The organism is Microbacterium sp. 22303 (assembly GCF_052045265.1).
Lineage (GTDB): Bacteria > Actinomycetota > Actinomycetes > Actinomycetales > Microbacteriaceae > Microbacterium.
Map to the genome: position 1 here is coordinate 618,191 of NZ_JBQEOQ010000002.1, position 24,211 is coordinate 642,401.

The 24,211-nt window shown below is 65.2% G+C and carries 15 protein-coding genes; 13 read left to right on the plus strand and 2 right to left on the minus strand.

Going from position 1 to position 24,211, the window contains the following annotated elements:
• Nucleotides 1–14 precede the first annotated feature (14 nt).
• Entirely contained in the window at nucleotides 15–2,096 is a 2,082-nt protein-coding gene (locus ACTJI8_RS08590) for an APC family permease (RefSeq protein ID WP_440733004.1), read from the minus strand.
• A gap of 348 nt (nucleotides 2,097–2,444) precedes the next feature.
• On the opposite strand from ACTJI8_RS08590, the gene ACTJI8_RS08595 reads away from it, so the two are divergent.
• Nucleotides 2,445–4,838 carry a discoidin domain-containing protein gene (locus tag ACTJI8_RS08595; RefSeq protein WP_440733005.1) on the plus strand — a complete coding sequence of 798 codons (2,394 nt, stop codon included), beginning with the start codon at nucleotides 2,445–2,447 and terminating at the stop codon, nucleotides 4,836–4,838.
• A 51-nt stretch (nucleotides 4,839–4,889) separates the two neighbouring features.
• Here the strand turns inward: ACTJI8_RS08595 and ACTJI8_RS08600 are convergent, their stop codons facing one another.
• Nucleotides 4,890–6,056 carry an ROK family protein gene (locus ACTJI8_RS08600; protein WP_440733006.1) on the minus strand — a complete coding sequence of 389 codons (1,167 nt, stop codon included), beginning with the start codon at nucleotides 6,054–6,056 and terminating at the stop codon, nucleotides 4,890–4,892.
• Nucleotides 6,057–6,127: 71 nt separating this feature from the next.
• On the opposite strand from ACTJI8_RS08600, the gene ACTJI8_RS08605 reads away from it, so the two are divergent.
• The 12 genes from ACTJI8_RS08605 to ACTJI8_RS08660 all read left to right on the plus strand — a co-directional run bounded on the left by ACTJI8_RS08605 (nucleotide 6,128) and on the right by ACTJI8_RS08660 (nucleotide 24,177).
• A complete protein-coding gene (locus tag ACTJI8_RS08605; protein ID WP_440733007.1) occupies nucleotides 6,128–7,372 on the plus strand; it encodes a Gfo/Idh/MocA family protein in 1,245 nt (414 codons plus the stop codon).
• A complete protein-coding gene (locus ACTJI8_RS08610; RefSeq protein ID WP_440733008.1) occupies nucleotides 7,369–9,147 on the plus strand; it encodes a glycoside hydrolase family 35 protein in 1,779 nt (592 codons plus the stop codon). The genes ACTJI8_RS08605 and ACTJI8_RS08610 overlap by 4 nt, the downstream gene beginning before the upstream one ends.
• A 108-nt stretch (nucleotides 9,148–9,255) precedes the next feature.
• Nucleotides 9,256–10,566 (plus strand): ABC transporter substrate-binding protein, encoded by a 1,311-nt coding sequence (locus ACTJI8_RS08615; RefSeq protein WP_440733009.1) that lies wholly within the window; start codon nucleotides 9,256–9,258, stop codon nucleotides 10,564–10,566.
• Between the two features lie 2 nt (nucleotides 10,567–10,568).
• Entirely contained in the window at nucleotides 10,569–11,447 is an 879-nt protein-coding gene (locus ACTJI8_RS08620) for a carbohydrate ABC transporter permease (RefSeq protein WP_440733010.1), read from the plus strand.
• An 83-nt stretch (nucleotides 11,448–11,530) separates the two neighbouring features.
• A complete protein-coding gene (locus ACTJI8_RS08625; RefSeq protein WP_440733011.1) occupies nucleotides 11,531–12,370 on the plus strand; it encodes a carbohydrate ABC transporter permease in 840 nt (279 codons plus the stop codon).
• A gap of 421 nt (nucleotides 12,371–12,791) precedes the next feature.
• On the plus strand, nucleotides 12,792–14,750 hold the full coding sequence (locus ACTJI8_RS08630) for an alpha-N-acetylglucosaminidase TIM-barrel domain-containing protein (RefSeq protein WP_440733209.1): 1,959 nt from the start codon (nucleotides 12,792–12,794) through the stop codon (nucleotides 14,748–14,750).
• Nucleotides 14,751–15,546: 796 nt separating this feature from the next.
• Entirely contained in the window at nucleotides 15,547–16,842 is a 1,296-nt protein-coding gene (locus ACTJI8_RS08635) for an ABC transporter substrate-binding protein (RefSeq protein ID WP_440733012.1), read from the plus strand.
• Nucleotides 16,839–17,795 carry a carbohydrate ABC transporter permease gene (locus tag ACTJI8_RS08640; protein ID WP_440733013.1) on the plus strand — a complete coding sequence of 319 codons (957 nt, stop codon included), beginning with the start codon at nucleotides 16,839–16,841 and terminating at the stop codon, nucleotides 17,793–17,795. The genes ACTJI8_RS08635 and ACTJI8_RS08640 overlap by 4 nt, the downstream gene beginning before the upstream one ends.
• 101 nt (nucleotides 17,796–17,896) lie before the next feature.
• Nucleotides 17,897–18,709, plus strand: coding sequence for a carbohydrate ABC transporter permease (locus ACTJI8_RS08645; protein ID WP_440733014.1), 813 nt, complete (start codon nucleotides 17,897–17,899; stop codon nucleotides 18,707–18,709).
• Nucleotides 18,706–20,010, plus strand: coding sequence for an alpha-L-fucosidase (locus ACTJI8_RS08650; RefSeq protein ID WP_440733015.1), 1,305 nt, complete (start codon nucleotides 18,706–18,708; stop codon nucleotides 20,008–20,010). Before ACTJI8_RS08645 ends, ACTJI8_RS08650 begins: the two co-directional genes overlap by 4 nt.
• Nucleotides 20,011–20,209: 199 nt before the next feature.
• Entirely contained in the window at nucleotides 20,210–22,747 is a 2,538-nt protein-coding gene (locus tag ACTJI8_RS08655) for a ricin-type beta-trefoil lectin domain protein (protein ID WP_440733016.1), read from the plus strand.
• A gap of 290 nt (nucleotides 22,748–23,037) precedes the next feature.
• Nucleotides 23,038–24,177 (plus strand): ROK family transcriptional regulator, encoded by a 1,140-nt coding sequence (locus ACTJI8_RS08660; RefSeq protein WP_440733017.1) that lies wholly within the window; start codon nucleotides 23,038–23,040, stop codon nucleotides 24,175–24,177.
• Nucleotides 24,178–24,211: the final 34 nt, after the last annotated feature.

Below are 24,211 nucleotides of genomic sequence, written 5' to 3' on the forward strand. Positions count from 1 at the left end.
CCCGGCGCCGGCGCTCAGCCCAGCTCGGGCGGGCCCGCCGGGCGCTGCACCCGACGCGCCGGCTTCGTGTTGTCGTCGCCGTAGAGGGGGCGACCGCCGCGCTGCTGGCCGGGCACCGGCCGGGAGCGGCGTCCGTAGATGAGCTCGGACGAGTCGAGCAGCCAGGGCACGAGCGTGATCGTGACGCCGTGCACCATCATCAGCTGGTTGGCCACACGCCGGGCGCGCCGGTTGTGCAGGATCGACTCCCACCAGTGCCCCACGATGTACTGGGGCAGGTACACGGTGACCACGGCCGGACCGTGCTTCTGCCGGTACTTGCTGATGTAGGCCTCGACGGGGGCCGCGTAGTGGCGGAACGGAGACTCCACGATCACCAGCGGGATCGGGATCCGGTGCTGCTGCCAGTCCTTCTGCAGCTGCACGCCGTCCTCCGGGTTGGCGGCCACGTGCAGCGCGATCGTCTTCTGGTGCTTGGCCGCGATGGCGTAGTCGATCGCCTTGATCACCGGCTTCTGCAGCCGGTTGACGAGGATGATCGCGACGTCGCCCTCGGATCCGAAGTGGGTCGTGTCGTCGATAGCGATCTCGTGCTCGACGTCGCGGTAGTAGCGCTTCACGCCCATCATGAGGAGGGCCAGCAGCGGGATCGCGATGAACACCATCCATGCGCCGTGCGTGAACTTGGTGATGGTGACGATCACGAGCACCGCGATCGTCATCGACGCGCCGAGGGAGTTGATCGCAAGGCCGGTGTAGGCCGTGCGGCGTACGGGCAGCGCATCCTTCACGCTCATCGTCTTGGTGCCGGCCAGCAGCCGTCGCCAGTGCCGCACCATGCCGACCTGGCCGAGCGAGAACGACACGAACACGCCGATGATGTACAGCTGGATGAGGTTCGTCAGATTCGCCTGGAACAGCACCAGCACGCCGATCGCGGCGATGCCGAGCAGGATCATGCCGTTCGAGAACACCAGGCGGTCGCCGCGGGTGTTCAGTGCCTTGGGTGCGTAGCCGTCGCGCGCGAGCACGGCGCCGAGCAGCGGGAAGCCGTTGAACGCCGTGTTCGCGGCGAGCAGGAGCACGCAGGCTGTCGCCGCCTGAATGATGAAGAACGGCAGGGATCCGCCGCCGAACACAGCCGAGGCGATCTGCGCCATGAGGCTCTGCTGCGGAGTTCCGCAGGCGTAGCCGACCAGGTCGCGGCAGGGGTTCTCCGCGTAGTGCACCTGCGTGATCAGGCCGAGGGCGGTGAGTCCGGTGAACAGCAGGATGGCGATGCCGCCCATCATGGCGAGTGTCGCCTGCGCGTTGCCGATCTTGGGGATGCGGAAGGCCTGCACGCCGTTGGAGACGGCCTCGACGCCGGTCAGGGCCGAACAGCCGCTGGAGAAGGCGCGCAGCACGAGCAGGATGACCGCCGCGTTCGCGAGCTGGTCGCCGTGCATCGCGTACTGCGCGCTCGCGGCGACCGGCACGTCGCCGAGGAACGTGCGCACCAGGCCGGTGACGATCATGACGCCGACGGATCCGATGAAGATGTAGGTCGGGACCGCGAAGAACGTCGAGGCCTCGCGCACGCCGCGCAGGTTGACGATCACGATGAGGATCACGAAGCCCACGGCGAGTTCGACGCGGAACGGATCGAGCTGCGGCACCGCGGAGATGATGTTGTCCACGCCTGACGCGATCGACACCGACACCGTCAGGATGTAGTCCACGAGCAGTGCCGCGGCCACGACGACGGCCGGGACTTCGCCGAGATTCTTGGCCGCGACCTCGTAGTCGCCGCCGCCCGAGGGGTAGGCCTGGATGAGCTTGCGATAGCTCAGCACGATGACGATCAGCAGCAGCACCACCGCTGCCGCGACCCACGGGGCGAACGTGAGGAACGCCAGACCGCCGAGGCCGAGGGTCATCAGCATCTCCTGCGGACCGTAAGCCACGGAGGAGAGCGCGTCGGATGCGAAGATCGGCAGCGCCATCCGTTTCGGGAGGAGCTGCTCGTTCGCCTTCTCTGTGCTGAGCGGTTCGCCCAGCAGGATGCGTTTGGCTACCTGCGGGGCGTCGGCGCTCTCACGGCTGTCATTTGCCACGAGCGGCAAAGTTACGCCTGCAACGGGGCAGACGCAATTTCACGCGCGGGTTGTTGCATCACTGTTCCATCACTCTTTGCCCGCGACGGAGCCCGGGCGTATCCGGCGACGGTAATGGAGAGCGTTCTCCCGTCGTGCCGAAGTCCACGGAACTGTCGGCCATGTGCCGCTGACGCGACTGACCCTAGGTATTTACGAAATGGCCCTATATATTGTCTCGCAACCACACCGTCCGACGAAGGGCAGGACATGAGTTATCCACGCACGCGGCCGTTGAGCCGCAGAAGACTGACCGCGGCAACCATTGCCGTGGTCCTGGCCGCAGCCGGTTCCAGCCTGCTTGGCGCAATGCCGGGATACGCCGCCGGTGGCACCACCTATTACGTCGACGCGGCGGCGGGCGACGACACCGCGGCGGGTACGAGCGCGGCATCGCCCTGGCGTTCGCTTGACAAGGTCAATGCGACAAGCCTCTCGCCGGGCGACAGCGTTCTGTTCAAGGGGGGCTCGGTCTGGACCGGCAGCTTGACGGTGACGTCATCAGGAACCGCTAGCGCGCCGATCACGATCGGGTCCTACGGCGCGGGTCGAGGACGCATCGATGGAGGCGGCTCCGTGACCAACACGTTGACCGTGCGCAACGCGAGTTATGTGACCGTGCAGAACCTTGAGGTCACGAACTCCAGCTCGATCACGACGTCGACATCCAGCATCCGACGCGGCATCTATGTCGAGGCGAAGGACATCGGCGAGGTGGACGGCATCTCCATCCTGAACAACTTCGTCCACCTCGTCGACGGACAGGGAAAGTCGGGCGGCATCGGGGAGGGTGGCATCGCTGTCGGAGTGCGAGGGAACAGCGTGCAGACGTGGTTCGCCGGCACGCGCATCTCCGGGAACGAGGTCAGCGACGTCAATGCGTACGGCATCTCCACCTTCACGACCTGGTGCGGGGGGTGCGAAATCTACTCCGGGGAGACCGGGATTCCATCGACAGAGGTCTCGGGCACGCGCAAGCCGTTCACCGGCCTCAAAGTGGACCAGAACTACGTCCACGACGTCACCGGGGGCGGCATCACGCCGCAGTACGCCGACAACGCCGTGGTCGAGTGGAACACAGTCGATCGCGCCGCAAGCCACCAGCTCGTCGCCGGCGGGGGCAATGTCGGCATCTGGTGGCAGGGGACCAAGGGCATCGTCGTGCAGTACAACACTGTTCGCCGGACAGCTTTCGAGGGAATCTATTCCAACGCAGACGGACTCGCTTTCGACGCCGACATGGGCTCCCAGAACAGCGTGGTGCAGTACAACATCAGCGACAGCAATAACGGCGGGTTCTTCATGTGCTTGATCTCGGCCTACCAGAACCAGGTTCGCTACAACCTCAGCGTGAACGACAAGCGCCTCATCTTCCGCTTCCTCTCCGGCTGTGGCGGAACGCGAGCGCACAACAACACCATCTGGACATCGGCCGACCCCGGTCCGACGCTCACTTCGCCGGGGGTGAACGGCGCCCCCAAGCAGCTCGCCGGGATCGTGGCGACGGACACCTCGGGCAACTCGATCGCCCGCGGACAGGCCGTCGTCGACAACATCATCTACAATCCGTCCAACGCTCCGTACAACGTCTCCGGTGAGGTTGTCACTCCGTATTCGAACAACCTCTACTGGAACGGCACGTCGTCCACGACTCCGGCCTCCAACGACACGAGCGCGACCGTCGGCGACCCGCAACTGGCGAACACGTCCGCCACGCTGCCCTCTGGCGGGTTCATTACTTCCGCACAGTTCAACGCCTACATGGCGGCGTTCAGCCCTGCGGGCACATCGCCGGTGCGGAACAAGGGCGTCTCCGAGTGGGGACAGACGAAGGACGCGCTCGGCAGCACGGTCCCCGTGGGGGCCGTCGACCTGGGTGCGATCCAGCACGTGGTCGGCGCGACCGCGACGTCTTCTCTCGGCACGTCGGCAGGTACGGTGGCGAATGTCGCCGACGGCGACGTGTCGACGTCATGGGCCACTGCGAATGGCGCGACCTTCCCCGGGGACGTCACGGTGCAGTACAACGACCCGCGCACGCTCGATGCAGTCACACTGGCGGTCGCGTTCGGGCAGGGACAGGGTCCCACCGCCGTGGACGTGCAGACGTGGAACGGGACCGGATGGCAGACGCAGCTCTCCAATGCGGCGATCAGCTGGTCGACCAACACCTCCGCCGTCGAGTACAAGCGGCTGACGCTCCCGGCCGCGGTGACCACCAGTCAGCTCCGGGTCATCATCAAGGCGGCGAACCTGACCTGGGGTCACGCGGCACTGAACGAGCTGTCGGCCTCCTACCGAGGCGTGGCGGCGACGAGCATGGGTGAGCTGTCGAACACCAACGTCACGTCTGCGCTGGTCGACAACAACCCCGCGACCTCCTGGGCTTCGGAGGGATCGACGCTCGGATACCTGCAGATCGACGGCCCGCCGGTGACGGCGAGCTCCATCACGCTGAGCGCGGCGTTCGGACAAGGGCAGGGCCCGACTCAGGTGTTCGTGCAGGCGCTGAACGGCGACACGGGAACATGGCAGACCGTCCTGCCGACGACCGCCGTCACGTGGTCCACCAACACGTCGACGGTCGAGTCCCGGACGCTCACGTTCACGGCCCCCGTCACGGCGACGAGGTTCGAAGTGCAGTTCTCCGCGGCGAACCTCACGTGGGGGCACGTGGCGGTGAACGACATCAGGCTGCAGTAGCGGTCGATCGGAGGGGGAGGGGTGTGGCCGGCGGCGCCCCTCCCCCTCTCGTCAGCCGATCTGCATGACCGTCGCGGTCACGTATTCCCGGCACAGTGCGATGCCGCCGAGTGCCACCGCGGACTGTCCCAGCTGTGAGATGCGCAGTTCGATCGGGAAGAGCGTGAGCGCTGCCACGGCTGCGCGCAGTGGGGCGAGCAGCCGCTCGCCGAGCTGCGCCACGCCGCCGCCGATCACGACGACCTCCGGATCGAGGGCGAGGCAGAGTGCCGCGATTCCTCGGGCGAGGTCGTCCGCGAACTTCTGCAGTTGTCGGAGTGCTTGCGGGTCGTCATGCGCGATGGCGTCGAGCGTCTGGTCCATGGATCCAGTTGCGTCCGCGAGCCTCCGGTGCGCGCTCGCCCAGCGGGTCGAAGGAAGGGCGCCGATCTCGCCGGCGCCGCCGTGCACACCGCGCGCGAGTCGACCGTCGATGATCATTCCTGCAGCCACCCGGTGCCCGACCAGCACGTTCACTGCGCTCTGCGTGCCCGCGGCGCTGCCCCAGGCGTGTTCACCGACGGTGGCGAGTTTGGCGTCGTTCTCGAAGATCACCCGCATCGAGCCGTATCGTCCCCGAATGCGAGCCGGTAGGTCGAACGTCTGCCATTGCGGTACGACCACCGTCAGGGCGATCCCGCCGTCTGCGCCGACGATCGCCGGCAGGCCCACGGTTAGGGCGACGACATCCTGTTCCTGGGCGTCCGCATCGGCCAGTGCGCTCGCCATCGCCTGCTGCACCGCGTCGAAGGCCGTCTCACCGTCCGTGAGGTCGATCTCAGAAGACCGCACGCTCGCCAGCGGCTCCCCGCGCAGGGTCGTGACGACGCACACGAATCCGTGGGGGCCCAGGTCGAGGCCGACCAGCACGTTGGCGCGGTCAGCGAGGGAATAGCGCTTGGCTGGCCGACCGGCGCGCTGGCCCAGCGGTTGTGCAGCCGTTTCGAGGATCCATCCGTCCTGAACAAGCTGCGCGAGAGCTCCCTCCACGGTGGGGCGGCTGAGGGCACATGCTGCGGCGATCTCGGCGACGGAGTGCTCACCGGGCTTGTCGAACAGGAACCGGAGCACGGCTCGCTCATTGATGCGTCTCAGCGTGGAGACTTCGCTTCCGTCCAGTTCCTGCACGAATCTCAGTATGTCGTGCGGGAGCGGCGGCTTTCGCGAAGAGGTCCTCATTCCGAAATTATACAAGGGCCCTATATAATTTGAGCGTTCGCCAGGAATGGAAGGCCAGCAAGAGGAGTCGCATGTCCACCCCAGTCCGTCTCGCTGTGGTCGGCGCAGGATCGCGCGGAACCAATTACGCACGGCTCGCCGCGGACGTCGGTGCCGTCGTCGTCGCGGTCGCCGAACCTGATCCGGTACGTCGGGAGCTCTTCGCCGCGGAGTTCTCCCTTTCGCCCGAGGCCGTGTTCGTCACATGGGAGGACCTGGTGGTCGCGCCTCGGTCTGCCGACGCGGTCGTCATCGCCACACAGGACCGCGGCCACACGGCCCCTGCGGTCGCGTTCGCGCATGCAGGTTTCGACATCCTGCTCGAGAAGCCGATCGCACCGACGGAGGGCGAAGCGACGCAGATCGTCGAGGCTGTCGAGGCGACGGGCGTGATCATGGCGGTGGGGCACGTGATGCGTTACAGCGACTACACGCGAGCCCTGAAAGAGCTGTTGAGGGCCGGCGCCATCGGAAAGATCGTGTCAGTGGAACACCTCGAGCCGATCGGATGGTGGCATTTCGCCCACTCGTACGTCCGAGGCAACTGGCGTCGCGAGGAGACATCGAGTTCCATGCTCATGGCCAAGTCGTCTCACGACCTTGACTGGCTCTCGTACATCGTGGGGCGTCCGGTGCGACGGGTCTCCTCCTTCGGGGGGCTGTATTGGTTCAGGCCCGAGAACAAGCCGGCCAAGGCGGCGAACCGTTGTGTCGACTGCCCGCTTCAGAAGACCTGCGCCTACTCGGCGACGCAGATCTACGAGGGCTTCCTCGAGGATCCTTCGTATCGCGTGTGGCCCCTCGGCGTGCTCACGCCGAACCCCACCGCCGAGACCGTGCGGAACGCTCTGGAGACAGGACCCTACGGCGCATGCGTCTACAACGGTCAGAACGATGTCGCCGATCACCAGGTCGTGAATCTCGAGTTCGACGATGGATCGACGGCCGCCTTCACCGCGGTCGCGTTCACGCAGCTCGAGTTTCGCAAGACCCGCATCTTCGGGACGGAGGGATCCATCGACGGCGACGGCCAGAACCTCACGATCCTCGACTTCGCAACGGGACGGACGCGGATCCTGGACACGATGCCTGCAGGAGGCGCAAGCGCGGCGGATGGGCATGGCGGCGCCGATGGTCGTCTGGTGGAGGCGTTCCTGCATGCTGTCGCGGCCCGCGACGGCAGCGGCCTCTCGCCCGCACGTGAGAGTCTCGAGTCGCACCAGCTGGTGTGGGCGGCCGAACGCGCGCGCGAGCGCGGCGAGGTGGTGACGCTGTGACGACGGACGCACGTACGTGGATCGACGACGGCCAGGTGCTGTCCGGTGCTGTCCACTACTTCCGCATACATCCCGACCTGTGGACCGATCGCCTGAAGCGCCTTGCGGCGATGGGTGCGACCCATGTCGAGACCTACGTCGCGTGGAACTTCCACGAGCGCGAGCGGGGGCAGGTCGATTTCGACGAGTGGCGGGACCTGCCGCGATTCATCCGTCTCGCCGAGAACGAGGGGCTTTCGGTCATCGTTCGGCCGGGGCCGTTCATCTGCGCCGAGTGGGACAACGGAGGCCTGCCCACCTGGCTGTTGTACGACGGAACAACCCCGCTGCGAACCAGCGACCCACGCTTCCTCGAGCCCGTCGACGCCTGGTTCGACATTCTGATTCCCCTTCTGGTGCCGCTGCAGAGGTCGCACGGGGGACCGGTCGTCGCGGTGCAGGTCGAGAACGAGTACGGATCCTTCGGTACGGATCGCGCGTATCTGGAGCATCTGCGCGACGGACTGAGATCGCGCGGCATCGACGTGCCGCTGTTCACCTCGGACGGACCGACGGACCTCATGCTCGACGCGGGGACGTTGCCTGACGTGGCCGCCACCGCGAACTTCGGGAGCGCTGCGAGTGAGGCAATGCGCGTCCTCGAGCGGCGCAGACCCGGTGAGCCGTTCCTGTGCGCCGAGTTCTGGGGCGGATGGTTCGATCACTGGGGTCGCGAGCACCACACGCGACCCGCCGACGACTTGGCTGCGGCGATCGAGCCTCTCCTTGCCTCCGGTGGCTCCATCAACGTCTACATGGCGCACGGCGGCACAAGTTTCGGCACGTGGCCCGGGGCCAACATCGACCAGGGGATCTACCTGTCCACCGTTACCTCCTACGACTCGGATGCGCCCATCGGCGAAGCGGGGGAACTGACCGAGAAGTTCTGGGCGCTGCGGCGACTGTTCGGCTCCGCGACAGGCGCGTCCCTGCCCGAACCGCCACCGCTCCCCGAGCGTCAGCGAGCGCAGACCGCCCCGCTCGCCCCCGGAGCGGCGCTCCTCACTGCGCTCAGGGCTGCGTCATCCGGCGAGATCACTTCTCATCTGCCGCTCAGTCAGGAGGCGTTGCACCAAGCATCCGGTTTGACTCTCTACGAGGCGGATGTGCGAATACCTCTCGGCGACAGCACGCTGCGAGTACACGAGCCGCGTGATCGCGCCTGGGTTTTCGTGGACGGGGTGCTGCGGCATCGCGTAGACCGGAATGCCCTCGACGAGGGTCTGTCGTTGGTGGGGAACGGCGCGATCTCGCAAGTCTCGGTCGTTGTCGAGAACGAGGGGCGGGTGAACTTCGGGCGGCATATCGGCGAGGCGAAGGGGCTGCTGGGCGGGGTGAGTATCGATGCGCATGGCGTTTCGCGCCTCGTTCACGGCTGGACCCAGCGAGCCATCGACGTGCAGGCGCTGACCTCGCTCCCTGAGCTCCCGGCGCCCTCCGCGCAGGGCGGTCCCGGGACCTATCGCGCCGAGCTGATCTGCGCGCAGAGAGCCGACGCCTTCATCTCACTCCCGGGATGGGAGAAAGCCTACGTCTGGCTCAATGGTTTCCTGTTGGGACGCCTCGACGCTCGGGGGCCGCAACAGACGCTCTACGCGCCGGGGCCGTTGTGGGCGCTCGGACCGAACGTGGTCGAGGTCCTTTCGCTGGGGCGTCCCGGGGGTGACCTTCACGTTGCGGGACATCCCGTTCTCGATGGGAAGATCCCCGAGCTTTCATCCCTTGAACTGGGATAAATAGTTCCTCTTGTATTACGTAAGCCCCTTATGTAATACTTCCAGTGCAGGCCTCCCCGATGGTCTGCATGACCCAGCACTTCATATCCTCATAGGAAGGAGCGCGCGATGAGGTTGTCGCGACGCACTGCATCATTCATGGCCATCGGCACCATCGCCATCGCTACCGTCGCCCTTTCTGGCTGCGGCCAGAAGGTCGGCGGAGGCGATGCCGGAGAGAAGTCCGGCGGTACGGTGACGTATCTGACGGCCTGGCCGGCAGATACCCCCCAGGCGAAGATCTTCGCCCAGGCGGCGAAGGACTACACCAGCAAGACCGGTGTCAAGGTCGACATCAAGCAGCTCGGCAACGGCGGCTCGACGGCGATCATCAATGCTTCAAACTCGGGTACCGGGCCCGACATGTTCGACGACTCGCCCGACAACGCTCCGGCGTACCGCTCGGCGGGCCTGATCGCGGACCTATCCGATGTGCTGTCCTCGAAGGCTGAGGGTGAGAGCACGACGATCAAGGAGGACTACCCGAAGTCCGTGATCGATGCCGCTTCCGACAAGGACGGCCTGGCATTCATCCCGCACACCATCCTTTCCGGAGGCGTGTGGTACGACGCGAACGCTCACCCGGAGCTGGTCTCGAAGGCTCCCGCGAGCTGGGACGATCTGAAGGCGGAGTTCGCGAAGCTCAAGGAATCCGGGAAAGTCCCGATCGCGCAGGAGGGTGGCAACGCCTCCTACAACGTGCTCTGGTTCTACTGGCTGATGCTGCGCTCGCACGGTCCGGGAGCGATCTTGAACCTGAGCAAGTCGGCTGATGCGTGGAGCGATCCCGCGGTCCTCGCCGCCGCACAGGAAGTCGCATCCATCCGCCCGTATTTCCAGAGCGGATACGATGGCTCGCGCTATCCGAACGCGCAGAACGCGTGGGCTCAGGGCGACTACGTCTTCGACCTGAACGGCTCGTGGCTCGCCGGCGAGGTCAAGTCGGTCGTCCCCAGCAGCGCCAAGCTCAGCACCTTCCCGTTCCCGACCTACGGCGCTGATTCGAAGTCGGTCGAGGAACTCAACGTCCTCGGCTGGACCGTCAACGCCAAGGGCAAGAACGCCAAGGGCGCCAAGGAGTTCATCAAGTTCCTGGTGCAGAAGAAGTACATCGAGAAGATCGGTTCCGATGCGCTGAACATCCCGGCCCGCTCCGACGTCAAGGCGCCCAGCGCCCTGGCCGCCATGCAGAAGGCCGTGCTCGACAGCAGCGCGACCACCGGCTACATGGACAATGCCGCGGCCAATGCGCCGACGTGGTACAAGGATGTTCTGCTTGCGCTGGATGACCAGCTCGTCTTCGGCAAGATCACGCCCGAGGAGTTCGTCGCTCAGGGCAAGGAGAAGACCGCGGCGTACATCGCGAGCGGCACTCGGTGAGTATGACTTCTCGCAAGGGAGGACTGCGGGCCTTCATCTGGCCCGCAGTCCTCGTCTACACGCTGTTGTTCGTGGTGCCGGCGATCTACGGCGCAGCCATCAGTCTGTTCGACTGGAGCGGTATCGGAACGAAGGCCACATTCCGGGGCTTCGGCAATTACCTCTTCATCCTGACGGACGACGCCTTCCGGCAGTCCTTCATCAACACTCTGGTGCTCGCCGTCAGCGGAGGCATTCTCATCTTCCTCGTGGCGTTCTGCTGCATGGCGGTACTGCGACAGATGAAGGGCCGCGGTTTCATACGCTCCGTGGTCTACCTGCCCAACATCATCTCTCCGATCGCCATCGGCGCCGCATTGAGCTTCGCTCTGGATTCGCGTGGAGCGCTGAACCAGGTGCTCTCCTGGATCGGCCTCCCGCCGCAGTCCTGGCTGGGCCCGGATCTCGTCTTCCGTTGCATCATCGCGGGTCTCGCGTGGTCCGCGGCCGGCTTCTACGTGATCCTTCTCATGTCGGCCGTCGATGGCATTCCGGAGGATCTGTATGAGGCGGCCTCCCTTGAAGGCGTCACCAAGGTGCAGGCCTTCCGGATGATCACCCTTCCTCTTTCATGGGACGTGTTCGCGACCTGCGCGGTCCTGTGGGTCATCGGTTCCCTCAAGGTCTTCGAGATCGTCCTCGCGTTCACCGGCAGCGCGAATTCGGGTGTGCCCCTCTCGGCTCGGACCGTCGCCATTCAGCAATACATGGCGTTCAACGATCCGTCCGGTCTTCCACATCTGGGCGTCGTCTCTGCGATCGGCGTGCTCATGTTCCTCCTATCCCTTGTTCTCGTGGGCCTCACCCGGCGCCTGACGAGAAGAGAGGCTCTCGAGCTGTGACTTCACATATCGCACATACTCCCTGGCACCGACCCCCAGAGTCTTGGGGGCGGAAGGTCAGTCGACTCTTCGGCGATCACATCGTGCCCTCTGCGATCAAGGCCGGTATCTGGCTCTGGGTCGCGTTCAATCTGGGCTTGCTCGCCTGGGTCCTGATGACGAGTCTGAAGTCCACCCGTGACATCCTGCTCGGCCCGTTTGCACTGCCCACGCACATCGAGTGGGAGAACTACGTCACCGCATGGGACACGGCGGGTTTCGGGCAGGCGACGCTCGTCACGCTGATCTTCGTCTTCTCCAGCCTGGTGCTCGTCATGGGATTCTCCCTCCCCGCCGCCTATGGACTTGCCCGTCGCATGGATCGCACGGCGTCGACTCTGACGGCGTACTTCGCCATGGGCATCGCTCTGCCCATGCAGACGGTGCTGATCCCTTACTTCGTCGTCAACACGAGCGTCGGTCAGTTCATGACCGACTGGGTGACCGGGGCGTGGGATCCCCGTATCGGCCTGGTGGTCTTCTACTCGGCGACCGCTATTCCATGGACGGTCTTCGTCCTCACCGCCTACTTCCGCTCGCTCCCCAGTTCTCTTGAGGAGGCGGCGCAGCTCGACGGTGCCGGACCTTGGCTCATCTTCCGCAAGATCATGCTTCCCGTGGCTCGCGGACCTGTCACGACCATCGCCATCATCACGGGCCTCGGTGCCTGGAACGAAACACTGCTCGTCTTGTTCCTCGTTCCCGACGGCGCCCAGCGAACCCTGCCCGCCGCGTTGCTGAACATGTACTACGGCCTTCAGTACACCTCGAACTGGGGTGCGCTGTTCGCCGGAGTCGTATTGCTCGTCGGCCCCATCGTCGCGGTGTTCCTCTGGCTGGGACGCCGGATCATCGAAGGCGCAACCCTCGGCGCCAACAAGTAGCAGCCGAAAGCACGCGTGCGCCGACGCAGGCCTCGGGCGGCGTTTTCAGGCTTCCCCGGGGCGCTCGAGCGCCGTGCGGCGGCAAAGCACGGAAGTCTGCCTGTCCCACCGCCCTGGGTCGTGGGGCAGGCGACGCCATCCCCGGACTCGAGCGCGCCATCGATGGCGTGCTCGGGGCAATCCATTCATGTGAAGGGCTCTGATGAATCACGACCAGCGCGCAGCGCAGCGACTCCCCGCCCCCACGGCGGGTGTCACCGCGAGTGCACAGCAGGTTGCCCGAGATGCGTTCGACCGCGTCCTGGGCAAGGCGGCGGACAATGTCCTGGTCGACATCGCCCCGATGTCGGAAGACGGGTTCGTCGTTTCTGCGACGGAGGGGCTTCCGCACATCACCGCCTCTTCGCCTGCGACGGCGCTGATGGGTTTGCGATCGGTTCTGGCCAAGACGGGCGAGCCTTTCGACGAGATTCTGTCCGCGGTCTCCGGGATCGGTCCGATCGCCCCTGAGTCGCCGATCGTCGCAAGGGCGCGCTTGCAGCATCGGTTCTACGGCAACGACACCGAGGACTCGTACGTCGGCGCATACCGGACCTTCGAGGACTGGGAGCGGCTGATCGATGGTCTCGTGGCGAGGGGGTTCAACGAGATCTTCGTTCCTGTAGGCATCGAAGGCGCATATGTGGATCTGCTCACGAGGTTCGGGTATTCGCGTGACGAGGCGCTCGACTGGATCCCGTTGCCATCGCATCAGCCGTGGTGGCTGCTGCAGAACATGTCGTCCTATCCCGGCGGGATGTCGGAGGAACTGCTCGCGAAACGCGTCCAACTCGGTCGGCGGATCATCGCCCGCCTGCGTGAGCTGGGCGTGGAGCCCGTCGTGCCCGGATTCGGCGGCGTCGTTCCCCGCGACTTCGGCACCCCTGACGGTGCCTTCGTGGACGTGCCGGGCAACGACTGGCAGGGGTTCGACCGGCCTGCCTGGCTCGATCCTCGCTCCACGCTCTTCGCGGAAGCCGCGTCCGTCTTCTACGGTGCTGTCGACAGGCTCCTCGGCCCCGTCGATATGTTCAAGATCGACCCGCTGCACGAAGGCGGGACGACGACGATCGACATTGCCGAGGCCGGCCGCGGCATTGAAAGGGCCATGCAGCGGGCTCGTCCTGGTGCGACGTGGGTGCTCCTGGCCTGGCAGGACAACCCGCGGAGGGAGCTTCTTGACGCGCTGGACCCGCGCAGGGTGCTGGTCGTCGACGGTGTCTCCGATCGTCATCTTGCGCTCGATCGCGAGGAGGACTTCCGCGGAGTCGACTACGCGTTCGGTGCGATCTGGAACTTCGGCGGCGACACAGCCCTCGGTGCCCAGCTTGCGACATGGAACGACCGGGTCGAGGAATGGCTGAAGGTTCCTTCATCACGACTGCGTGGGATCGCCGCGCTCCCGGAGGGGGGACTGAACAACCCGCTGGCGATGGACTTCTTCGCCTCGCTGGCGTGGCGGGACGGTCGCGTGGATGTGGACGATTGGGTGCGGCAGTGGACGATCGCGCGATACGGCCGGGCGGTTCCGGCAGCGGTCTCTGCCTGGCAGCGGATCGTTGCAACGGCGTACTCCCTCCCGGACGACAACGATTTCTCGGAACCGCATGACTCGCTGTTCGCCGCCTGGCCGTCGTTCAGTGCGTCGACGTCATCATTGTTCTCACCGCGCACTGCGACGTACGACCTGAGCGCATTCGCCGAGGCGCTGCCTTTGATGAGCGATGCCGCCGGCGACCTCGGTCGCCATCGCGCGTTCCGGTTCGACCTCGCCGACGTGGCTCGGCAGACGGTGACGAACACTGCGCGCCAACTGCTGCCTGCTATTGCCGACGCGTACGGGGCGTGCGACGGCGTGAGGTATGACGAACTCACCCGGATGTGGATCCAAGGCATGGAACTGCTCGATGCCATCGCCGGCACGGAGCCGCTCTGGCTCCTCGGGCGATTTCTTGACGAGGCCCGCGCCGCAGGCAGCGACCCCGAGGAACGAGATCGCCTCGAGCGCAGTCAACGATTGATCCTCAGTACCTGGGGTCCGCTGGTTCCCGCGACCACCGGTGCGCTGAGCAACTACGCCGGACGCGATTGGCAGGGTCTGATGGGTACTCTTTACCTGCCGCGCTGGCGGGAGTTCTTCACGTGGAATCATCCGGACCGGCCGAGGGCCCGTGAGATCACGGATGCGGACTGGTGGCACCGTGACCAGGACTGGGTCGATAGCACCGACCGTGCAGGCATCCGTTCGGAGCCGTCCGGCGACATCGTCGCCCTGGCCGGCCGGGCGAGCGTGTTCATCGAGCGCGTCCAGGGGGCGCTTTCACAGCGCGTCACGGGTTGAGGGAGCCGGTCTGCGGTTCCCAGCGCACGCCGCACCGGGAGCGACCGGGCTTTGGTGTCCGGGGTTTCGTGGGCTCGGAGCGTGCCCCAGGGATCGCCTGAACCCGCGCCTCGGTCGTCCCGTCGAAGGGCCTCGCGCTGTGGGCGGGTGACGATTGGATCACGTTCTGGAGAACGGGATGTTTCGGCGCTCTCGCCGCCCGACATGGGCACTGACCTTCGTTGCGCGTCGACTGTCCTCCGCCGGGGGCCGTGCGAGGTCTGTTGGACGGTTACGCACGCCCAAGAGGCGTCGTCTTTGACGCGGTTTCTAGCGCTTCTCGTGCCTGAGCGGCAGTCCTCGTGTGGTCGCAGCGCGTCGCTCAGCATTTAGTTTTCAAAATAGACGTATCCGCGTGAAGTTCCATCGGTGCCCCCATTAGGCCTGATATTCCACGGTTGCGGTTAGTTCGAAAGTCTGCTTTATTATTCCCAACTCAATCGCGCCGGCCCGAATGTCGAGCGGTGAGGAGAGCGTGAGGCAGCGGGGGCAAGGTGGCCCCGTCCAGCATCAGGCGCTGAGTGAACATCGACACGGAACCCGAACCTTCGATACAGAACCAAGATCCTCGAGAACAGATCCAGAATCCGCGCGACATCGTCCCCCGGACCTGGCCGTGCTCCGACGTCCGTTTGGGACGTCCGGGTCGGACCGGGCAGGCCACCGCCAGCAGTGGCCGCGCCTCTCTGCGGGAGGTCCGCGCGATGCGGTGCGATTCACACCATGCAAGTCCCTATTCAACGCAGTGAGGAACAACATGAATCTCAAGGGAGTTCGCGGCGTCGCCGTCGCACTCGTCGCCGTCGGAGCGCTCGCGCTTGCCGGCTGCTCAGGCGCTGGAGGCGGATCCGACGCCAAGGGTGGAAGCTTCACCTACTGGTCCATGTGGAGCGAGAAGGAACCGCAGGCCAAGGTCATCGACGCAGCGATCAAGGCGTACGAGAAGGAGACCGGCGCCAAGGTCACGGTGCAGTGGCAGGGGCGCAACGTGCTCGACCAGGTGACCGCCGGACTCGCCGCAGGCAAGACCCCGGACCTGGTGGACCAGGGATACGACAAGCTCGGTACCGCCCTGAACAGCCAGGACGCTCTTGCCGACCTCAGCGATGTCTGGGGCAAGACGAACGCCGACGGCAAGAAGGTTGCCGACGTCGTGAACAAGTCCTATGTCGAGAAGATCCCGGCGTACGGCGGCTCCAGTAACAAGTACCTCATCCCGTACACCGTCTCGACGGTCTCGTTGTTCTACAACGCGAACAGCCCGTACGTGAAGGAAGCGCCCGCGTCGTATGACGATCTGCTCAAGGACTGCGCCGCGGCGAAGGCTGCCGGCGTCGGCTGCATCGTCAGCGACAGCGACGCCATCTGGGCTGCGGAGTACTGGTTCGACTATCTTCTGAACCGCAACGCGGGCGACGGAGCCATGAAGAAGCTCGCTGAAGACAAGACCGGCGCTGAGTGGGACTCCGCCGCGGTGAAGAAGACCGCGGAGCAGGTGCACCAGCTGATCACCGACGGCTACATGGTCTCGGGCTACGACGCCAGCCAGTATCCGGCCGGCGAGACCGCCTGGGCGCAGGGCCAGGGCGTGTTCTACCTGACGGGTAGCTGGGTCACGGCCGAGACGGCGAAGACCATCGGCGCGGACTGGAAGTACGCCGGTGCGAACTTCCCCTCCACGGGCGGTTCCTCGGCGGACGGCGTCTCCGTGCTGCCCTTCGGCTTCGCCGTTCCGACCGCGGCCAAGAACGCGGATGCGGCCAAGGCGTTCATCGCGTACTTCTCGTCGGAGAAGTACGAGGGCAAGATCGCGACAGAAGCCTCCAACCTGACCGCGCTGAAGGACGGCCAGGCGCCGGCCGAGCTCGCCAGCGTCCAGGAAGTCCTTTCCAAGGCGGCACCGCGCGTGACGTTCGACGGCGAGGGCGGCAACTACTTCAGCAAGGTCTTCGACCCCGCGTTCGGCGACCTCTGGCTCGGCAAGACCACGGCGGACCAGTTCGTCGCCGACGGCAAGGCCGCGCACGTCCAGTACTGGAAGGCACAGGGTTGACGACGTCATCCACCACGCTTGCCGCGGGTGGTTCGCCCGCCCGCGGCAAGCGGTTCCCGACCCACTCGCCCATGGAGCGCGTGCGTCGCCGCGTGTTCTGGCCGTTCGTGCTCCCCGCACTCGCCGGCATGGTCATCTTCTACTTCGCCCCGATCGTGTTCGTGGCATGGCTGAGCCTGAACAAGTGGTCCGGCTTCGGCCCCATGCGCTTCGTCGGCACGGCGAACTATCAGCAGCTCTGGCTCGACCCCACTTTCACGACGTCGATCGTGAACACGTTCAAGATCCTCGTGATCGTCGGAGTCATCACCTTCGTCCTCGCCTTCGCGCTCACACTCGTGCTGCGCCAGATGACGGGCAAGCACTTCGTGCGTTCGGTGCTGTTCTTCCCGAACCTGATCAACGCGCTGATCTTCGCCATCTTCGCCGGAATGCTGTTCAACCCGAACGGTCTCGTCAACACCGCGCTGCACTGGGTGGGCATCGCCGACGCGCCCAAATGGCTGGCGCCCGACAACCAGTTCACCCTGATCATGGCGATCCTCATCTGGTCCTCCACGGGCTACTTCACGAGCATCATCATGTCGGGCGTCGACCAGATCCCGCCCTACTACTACGAGGCGGCATCGCTGGACGGCGCCGGCCCCATCCGTCAGTTCTTCACGGTCACCCTTCCGCTCTCCTGGGACGTCGTGTCCGTCTGCGCCATCCTGTGGACGATGAGCTCGGTGAAGGTGTTCGAGCTGATCCTCGTCTTCGGTGGAACGCGTGCGTCGTCGCCGAACAGCCAGAACTGGACGACTGCGATCTACGTGTACCTGAGCGCGTTCCAGGCCAACGCAGGACGTGCTTTCGGGCTCGCCGCGGCTGCCGCGCTCGTCAGCCTCGCACTGGTCGCCGTGCTCACCCTCGGCTTGCGCCGACTTCTGCGCCGGGAGGCGATCGAACTATGACCTCTGTCACCCGTGCCCTGACGACAGCGGGTTCCCGCCGGAGACGGACGTTGCGTTCGTCAGGGAGCAAGACGGGCGTTGCCGGTTGGATCGGACGCGCGATGGTCTGGCTCGTCGTCGCGTTCAACATCTTCCTCATCGCGTGGATGGTGATCTCGTCGCTGCGCAGCACGGTGGACTATCTGCGCCAGCCCTTGGGTCTCCCCGTCCCTCCCCATCTGGAGAACTACGCCAACGCCTGGACGATCGGCGACTTCGGCGTCGCGTTCCTGAACTCCGCGTCCGTCACTCTCATCTCAGCCTTCTTCGCGGTCGCGATCGCGGCACCCGCCGCGTATGCCCTGAGCCGCTCGACGCGATGGATCGCTCCGAAGATAACGGCGGCGTTCGCCCTCGGTCTGGGCGTGCCGGGTCAGGTCCTGCTGATCCCGATCTATATCGGGCTCGCGCAGGTCCAGCAGAACACCGGCATCCCCCTCATCGATAGCCAGCTCGGCCTCACGATCGTGCTGATCGGCCTCAACCTCCCGTTCACCGTGTTCCTGCTGACGGGCTTCTTCGCGTCCCTCCCCGGCGAGATCGAAGAGGCTGCCGCGCTCGACGGTGCATCCGGGATCCGCACGTTCGTGACGATCATGCTCCCTCTGGCGCGACCGGGGCTGACGACGGCGATGACTCTCGCGGCAATCGGCTCGTGGAACGAGACGCTGTTCTCGCTCGTGCTGCTCACGGACAAGTCGACCCGGACGCTGCCCATCGCGCTCATTCAGATCATGAACTCCGCGGCGTTCAACGGAGCCGACTGGGGATCGATCTTCGCAGGTATGACGCTCATGGTGCTGCCGCTGCTCATCGTGTACACCTGGCTCGGTCGCCGCATCGTCGCCGGCATGACGGTGGGCGCCGGAAAATGAGTACCGTCGACACGGCGGCGCCGAACGCGGACACGGGCTGGTTCGTCCATGACCGCTTCGGGATGTTCGTGCACTTCGGGCTGTACTCGATCGCTGCGCGGCACGAATGGGTCATGACACGGGAGAAGATCAGCGCCAGCGACTACCGGCGTTACTTCGAGCACTTCGATCCCGATCTGTTCGACGCGGCCGAGCTGGTGGATCTGGCGGTGCGCGGTGGTATGCGATACGTCGTGCTCACGACGAAGCATCACGAGGGATTCTGCCTCTGGGATTCGAAGGTGACCGACTACACCTCGGTGAACGCGCCGTGCGGGCGCGATCTGGTGCGGGAGTTCGTCGATGCCGCACGTGCCGCCGGCTTGCGCGTGGGGCTGTACTACTCGCTGATCGACTGGCATCACGAGCAGTTCCCGATCGACGGGATCCATCCGCTGCGTGACGAACCGGCGGAGAAGGTCCGCGCGATCAACGAGGAGCGTCGCATCCGTCTCTATGCGGACTACCTCCACGCCCAGGTGCGGGAGCTGCTCACCTCGTACGGCACGATCGACTACCTCTTCTTCGACTACTCCTACGCGGAAGGCGCCATACCGCCGGTGTGGGGTGGAAAGGGCGCCGCGGAGTGGCAGTCCGAGCAGCTCCTCACGATGGTTCGCGGGCTGCAGCCGGGCATCGTCGTGAACGATCGCCTCGGTATCCCGGGCGATGTCACGACCCCGGAGCAGTATCAGCCGACTTCGCCCATGGAGAAGGATGGACAGCTCGTCACCTGGGAAGCCTGTCAGACGATGAACGGATCATGGGGCTACGACCGGGACAACCATGACATGAAGTCTCCGGAACTCGTTGCGCGCATGCTCATAGACACCGTCGCGATGAACGGGAACATGTTGCTGAACGTCGGCCCGGACGGGCGGGGCCGGGTGGACCCGGAATCGGGGCGCGTCATCGACACGGTCGGGTCCTGGGTCGGTGTGCACTCGCGCGCCGTCTACGGCGCGGGGCCGGCGTCCTGGGCGGCGCCGACCGATGTGCGTTACACCCAGCGCGGTCGGCGCTTGTATGTGCATCTGTTCGCCTGGCCGTTCGGTGCACTGCATCTGCCCGACCTGGCGGACCAGGCGACCTATGCGCAGTTCCTGCACGATGCGTCCGAAGTGCGCATGGTCATCCGACCGCCGGAAGCCGAGGCGTTCAACACGGTACCCGGTGGGCAGCCGGCCGGAACACTCACGCTGGAGCTGCCTGTTCAGCGCCCGGACGTGCTCGTGCCGGTCATCGAGATCTTCCTGAGCTGAGCGCGCGGCGGTCGTCATGCACGTCGGCATCGTGAACAGCGCAGGAACGGTGTCCTCCCCAGAGGCGACACCTTTCGCGTCACGCACTATCCCCTCTCAAGCGCTACGCAGACCGTCGCCCGCAGAGAACGCACATACGTCACGCACACGAACCGCAGCGGGAATCCATCACATGCACCACAAACAGGAGGAGACGAAGATGACAACCCCTCACGTGCTACAACGACGGCCCTGGGCCGTGATAGCGGTGATCATCGCCGTGGTCTTCGGGCTGCTGATCAGCGCTCAGCCCGCATCCGCGGCGACACCCGGTCAGATCACGATCGGCGCAAAGTGCCTCGACGACAGAAACTCGAGCACTCAGGACGGCAACATCATCCAGCTGTTCTCGTGCAACGGCGCTTCCGCGCAGTCCTGGACGCTCTCCTCCGACGGCACGGTCCGCGTGCTCGGCAAGTGTTTGAGCATCAGCGGTCAGGCAGTGGCGAACGGCACGGTCGTGGAGCTGTGGAGCTGTGTCAGCAGCGGCAGCGACCAGAAATGGGTGGCACTCCCGAACGGCACGATCTCGAACCTCAAGTCGGGCAAGTGCCTGAGCGTGACCGGACAGGCGATCATCGACGGGGCGCGGCTGGAGCTTCAACCCTGCCAGCCCAGCGCGGCCTTTCAGCAGTGGACGGTTCCGGCGACCGATCCGCCCGCGATCGCGGCGATCTCGACGCAGACATCCACCATCGGCGTGGCCACCGGCCTGACGCCCTCGGCAACTGGAGGGGTGGGGCGCGTCGATTGGACGGCCACGAACCTGCCCGACGGCCTGCTCATCAATTACGCGACGGGCATGGTCATGGGAACCCCGCGGACAGCGGGCTCGTGGACCACGACGCTCACGGCAACCGATTCGCGCCTGCACGCATCGAGCATCACGTTCACGTGGACGGTTCAGGCGGCCGCCGTCGGCACGGCGTGGTACGTCGACTGCAGTGCTGCGAGCAACGGATCGGGGACGAGCACCAGCCCGTGGAATTCCTTGAGTGGTCCTAACGGCCACACGTTCTCGCCGGGAGATCAACTTCTCCTCAAGCGCGGGGTCACTTGCTCCGGTCGGCTCTTCCCGCAAGGCAACGGCAGCGCCAGCGCTCCGATCACGATCACCGGCTACGGGTCGGGCGCCAAGCCGATCATTGCCGGCGGTGCAGTCGCGGAAAGCGCGGTGCTCCTGCAGAACCAGTCCTATTGGATCGTGGACGGACTCGAGGTCACGAACTCCTCGGCGACCGAGGCGCGTCGATCCGGCATCCTGGTCACGATCAACAGCGCTGCCACCTACTCGGGTATCACCATTCGCAACAACGACGTCCACGACGTGATGGGTGTCTCCGATCGTGGTGCTGACGCCAACGGCTTCTACATGTCGCACGGGATCGGGCTCAACGTTCCGCTCGATGGCGCCCTCATGGCGGGTCTGACGATCTCGGACAACTATGTCCATGACATGCGCGGCAACGGTATCGGTCTGTACGGCACCGACGGCTCCAACACGAATGTCGTGAAGAACCGCTACGTGCTCGTCCAGGGCAACAAGGTGGTGCGCAACAGCAACGACGGCATCGTGGTCTGCGGAACCGACTCGCCCCTGATCGATCACAACATCTCCGACGGCGCGGGGACGAATGCGATCAACCCGCAGAACATCGCGGCGATCTGGGGATGGAACGACGACAACCCCACCTTCCAGTACAACGAGGCGATGAACCTCGTGGCGCACACGTTCGACAGTGAGGCGTGGGACTGCGACGGCTACATGACCGGCCGGTGCACCTATCAGTACAACTACGACCACAACAACTACGGCGGGATCCTGCTGGATTGCGTCGGTTGCGGCGGAGGAAAGCCGACGTCGATCGTGTACCGGTACAACGTCTCCGTGGGTGATTGCCGCGTCGTCGACAACCCCGGCAATCTGACGGACTTCGCGTTCTACAACAACACGATCGACTGCGGTTCGGCTTCGCCGGATCTGGGATTCGCCAGCCTCACGTATCTTGCGAACAACATCTTCATTGGTCCGTCAGGCGCGTCGATGCCGAACAACGCGTACTACTCGAACAACGTCTATCGCGGCTTCACGCCGCCGAGCGACCTGTTCGCGTCCACAGCAGACTCGAAGATCATCGCTCAGGGTACGGCGGCCACGGGCTATCAGACGGTGGGCGGATACCAGATCGCCTCCGGCTCCTCCGGCGCCAACAACGGGATCGCCGTGGCGAACCCGCCGGCAGCGGACTACTGGGGCAACGTGATCTCAACGACGGTTCCGAACAGGGGGGCGTTCGGTGGAAGCCCGCTGGGCGCAGCGACGTTCACGGACGACTCGTCGAGCAGCATCAGCTACTCCGGTACATGGACCACGGAGAATGTGGTGGCGTCCCGCAACGGATCTGATCACGTCGCCGGTTCTACCACGGCCACGGCGGCGTTCTCGTTCAGCGGACGTCATCTCTCCATCTGGGCCACGCAGGCACCGGACGGGGGCCTGATCCGAGTGGTGATCGACGGCACCGTGGTGGCCGACGCGTCGCTCTACGCGGTGTCCGCAGCCCCGGGGACGCGCGTGTACACGAGCCCGCAGCTACTCTCGGGTTCGCACACGGTCACACTCTCGGTGAGCCCGGCATCGGACCCGCGTTCGAGTGGATCGAAAGTCACCTTCGACGGCCTTGAAGTGCGTCCGTGACATCGTGCGCTGAATGATCACCGGCGGGCAGCGCAGCGCGTAGAGCATGCTGATGCACTGCGCTGCCTGCCGGAATGCGCGAGGACGACCCGAGAACGCCTGAGCGTTCAGAGATATCGTAAAACTCATTACTAATGCCGGGTGGCCGCGATCTCGGACTCGTTCTCGTTGCTGACCTTGCTCCCTGGGGCTCGGCTCGAGCTCTCGTTTCGTCTTGTTTGATATTTGTAATCTTGTCTGCTTTATTTGGATCGCGCCGACGTTCGTTCGGCGGGAAGGACGCAGCCACAATGGCGAACACCGAACACCCTTCGCCTCTGCGCGCGCTGCGTGTCACAGAGAACGCATCCCCCGAGCGCAGTCGCAAGACCAACCGGACGCTGCTGTTGCAGGCGCTGATCCAGCATGGTCCGCTCAGCCGAGCGGACCTGGCGCGACAGTCCAGCCTCTCCAAGCCCCTGGTTTCCGATCTCGTCGGGGAGCTTCTCGACAAGGGGGTCATCGAGCAGATCGGCACCCGCCGCCGTACGAGCGCCGGAAAGCCGGCGACGATGCTCGCCGTTCGCGACGACTCGTTCCAGATCATCGCGCTCGATCTGTCGGATGAGAAGCGTTTCACCGGTGTGGTGACCAACCTTCGTGGGAAGGTGCTGCACCGGGCCGAGGGCGCAGTGGCGGGGAGAGCGGGTGAGGCAGCGCTCGACCTCGTCGCTGACCTCCTGGGTCGCCTGATCCAGCTGTCGACGGCACCGTTGCTCGGCGTAGGTATCGGAACCCCGGGAATCGTCGAAAGCAAGCGGGTCGTTCGGCTAGCGTCTTCGCTTCGCTGGGAGAACGTGGACCTGGCAGCGGGCGTCCGCGGTGACTACGAAGGTGCCATCCATGTCGCCAACGATGCGAATGCCGCTGTGCTCGGAATGTACGCGTACCGGGGTGCCGAGCGTTCTTCTCTTCTTCTGGTCACCCTCGAGCACGGCATCGGGGCGGGGCTGATCATCGGCGGATCTCTTGTCGAAGGGCCGCAGTTCGCGGCGGGTGAGATCGGACACATCGTCGTCGACGATGATGGCGACAGGTGCTCGTGCGGACTGCGGGGGTGCCTCGATCTCGCGGCGTCCGCTCCCAATCTGCGCCTCAGGCTGGAGCGCGACCCGAGCGATCGCGACCGGATCCTCTCTTATGCAGCGCTCGCTCTGGGGCGAGCTCTCACGCCGATGATCGCGCTGACCGGGGTGAAGGATGTCGTGATCGCGGGGCCTGTCGATCTCGTCAGCGACCACTTCCTGCGCGCGGTCGAGGAGACGATCGTTCAGCGGTCCATCCCCGCTGTGAATGCCGGGCTCAGAGTGGTCTCCGCGCCAGGAGGAGAGGATCTCGTCCTGCTCGGTGCCGCCGCCATGGTGCTGTCGGCCGAGCTGGGCGTGACGTAGCAGGGCCTACTTCTGGCGACAGACGCAATTCCTC

Coding starts and splice junctions, on each gene's coding strand:
- ACTJI8_RS08630 (WP_440733209.1), top strand. CDS start 12,792: ATGGGTTTGCGATCGGTTCTGGCCAAGACGGGCGAGCCTTTCGACGAG.
- ACTJI8_RS08605 (WP_440733007.1), top strand. CDS start 6,128: ATGTCCACCCCAGTCCGTCTCGCTGTGGTCGGCGCAGGATCGCGCGGA.
- ACTJI8_RS08595 (WP_440733005.1), top strand. CDS start 2,445: ATGCCGGGATACGCCGCCGGTGGCACCACCTATTACGTCGACGCGGCG.
- ACTJI8_RS08615 (WP_440733009.1), top strand. CDS start 9,256: ATGAGGTTGTCGCGACGCACTGCATCATTCATGGCCATCGGCACCATC.
- ACTJI8_RS08655 (WP_440733016.1), top strand. CDS start 20,210: ATGACAACCCCTCACGTGCTACAACGACGGCCCTGGGCCGTGATAGCG.
- ACTJI8_RS08650 (WP_440733015.1), top strand. CDS start 18,706: ATGAGTACCGTCGACACGGCGGCGCCGAACGCGGACACGGGCTGGTTC.
- ACTJI8_RS08635 (WP_440733012.1), top strand. CDS start 15,547: ATGAATCTCAAGGGAGTTCGCGGCGTCGCCGTCGCACTCGTCGCCGTC.
- ACTJI8_RS08645 (WP_440733014.1), top strand. CDS start 17,897: ATGGTCTGGCTCGTCGTCGCGTTCAACATCTTCCTCATCGCGTGGATG.
- ACTJI8_RS08600 (WP_440733006.1), bottom strand. CDS start 6,056: ATGAGGACCTCTTCGCGAAAGCCGCCGCTCCCGCACGACATACTGAGA.
- ACTJI8_RS08620 (WP_440733010.1), top strand. CDS start 10,569: ATGACTTCTCGCAAGGGAGGACTGCGGGCCTTCATCTGGCCCGCAGTC.
- ACTJI8_RS08660 (WP_440733017.1), top strand. CDS start 23,038: ATGGCGAACACCGAACACCCTTCGCCTCTGCGCGCGCTGCGTGTCACA.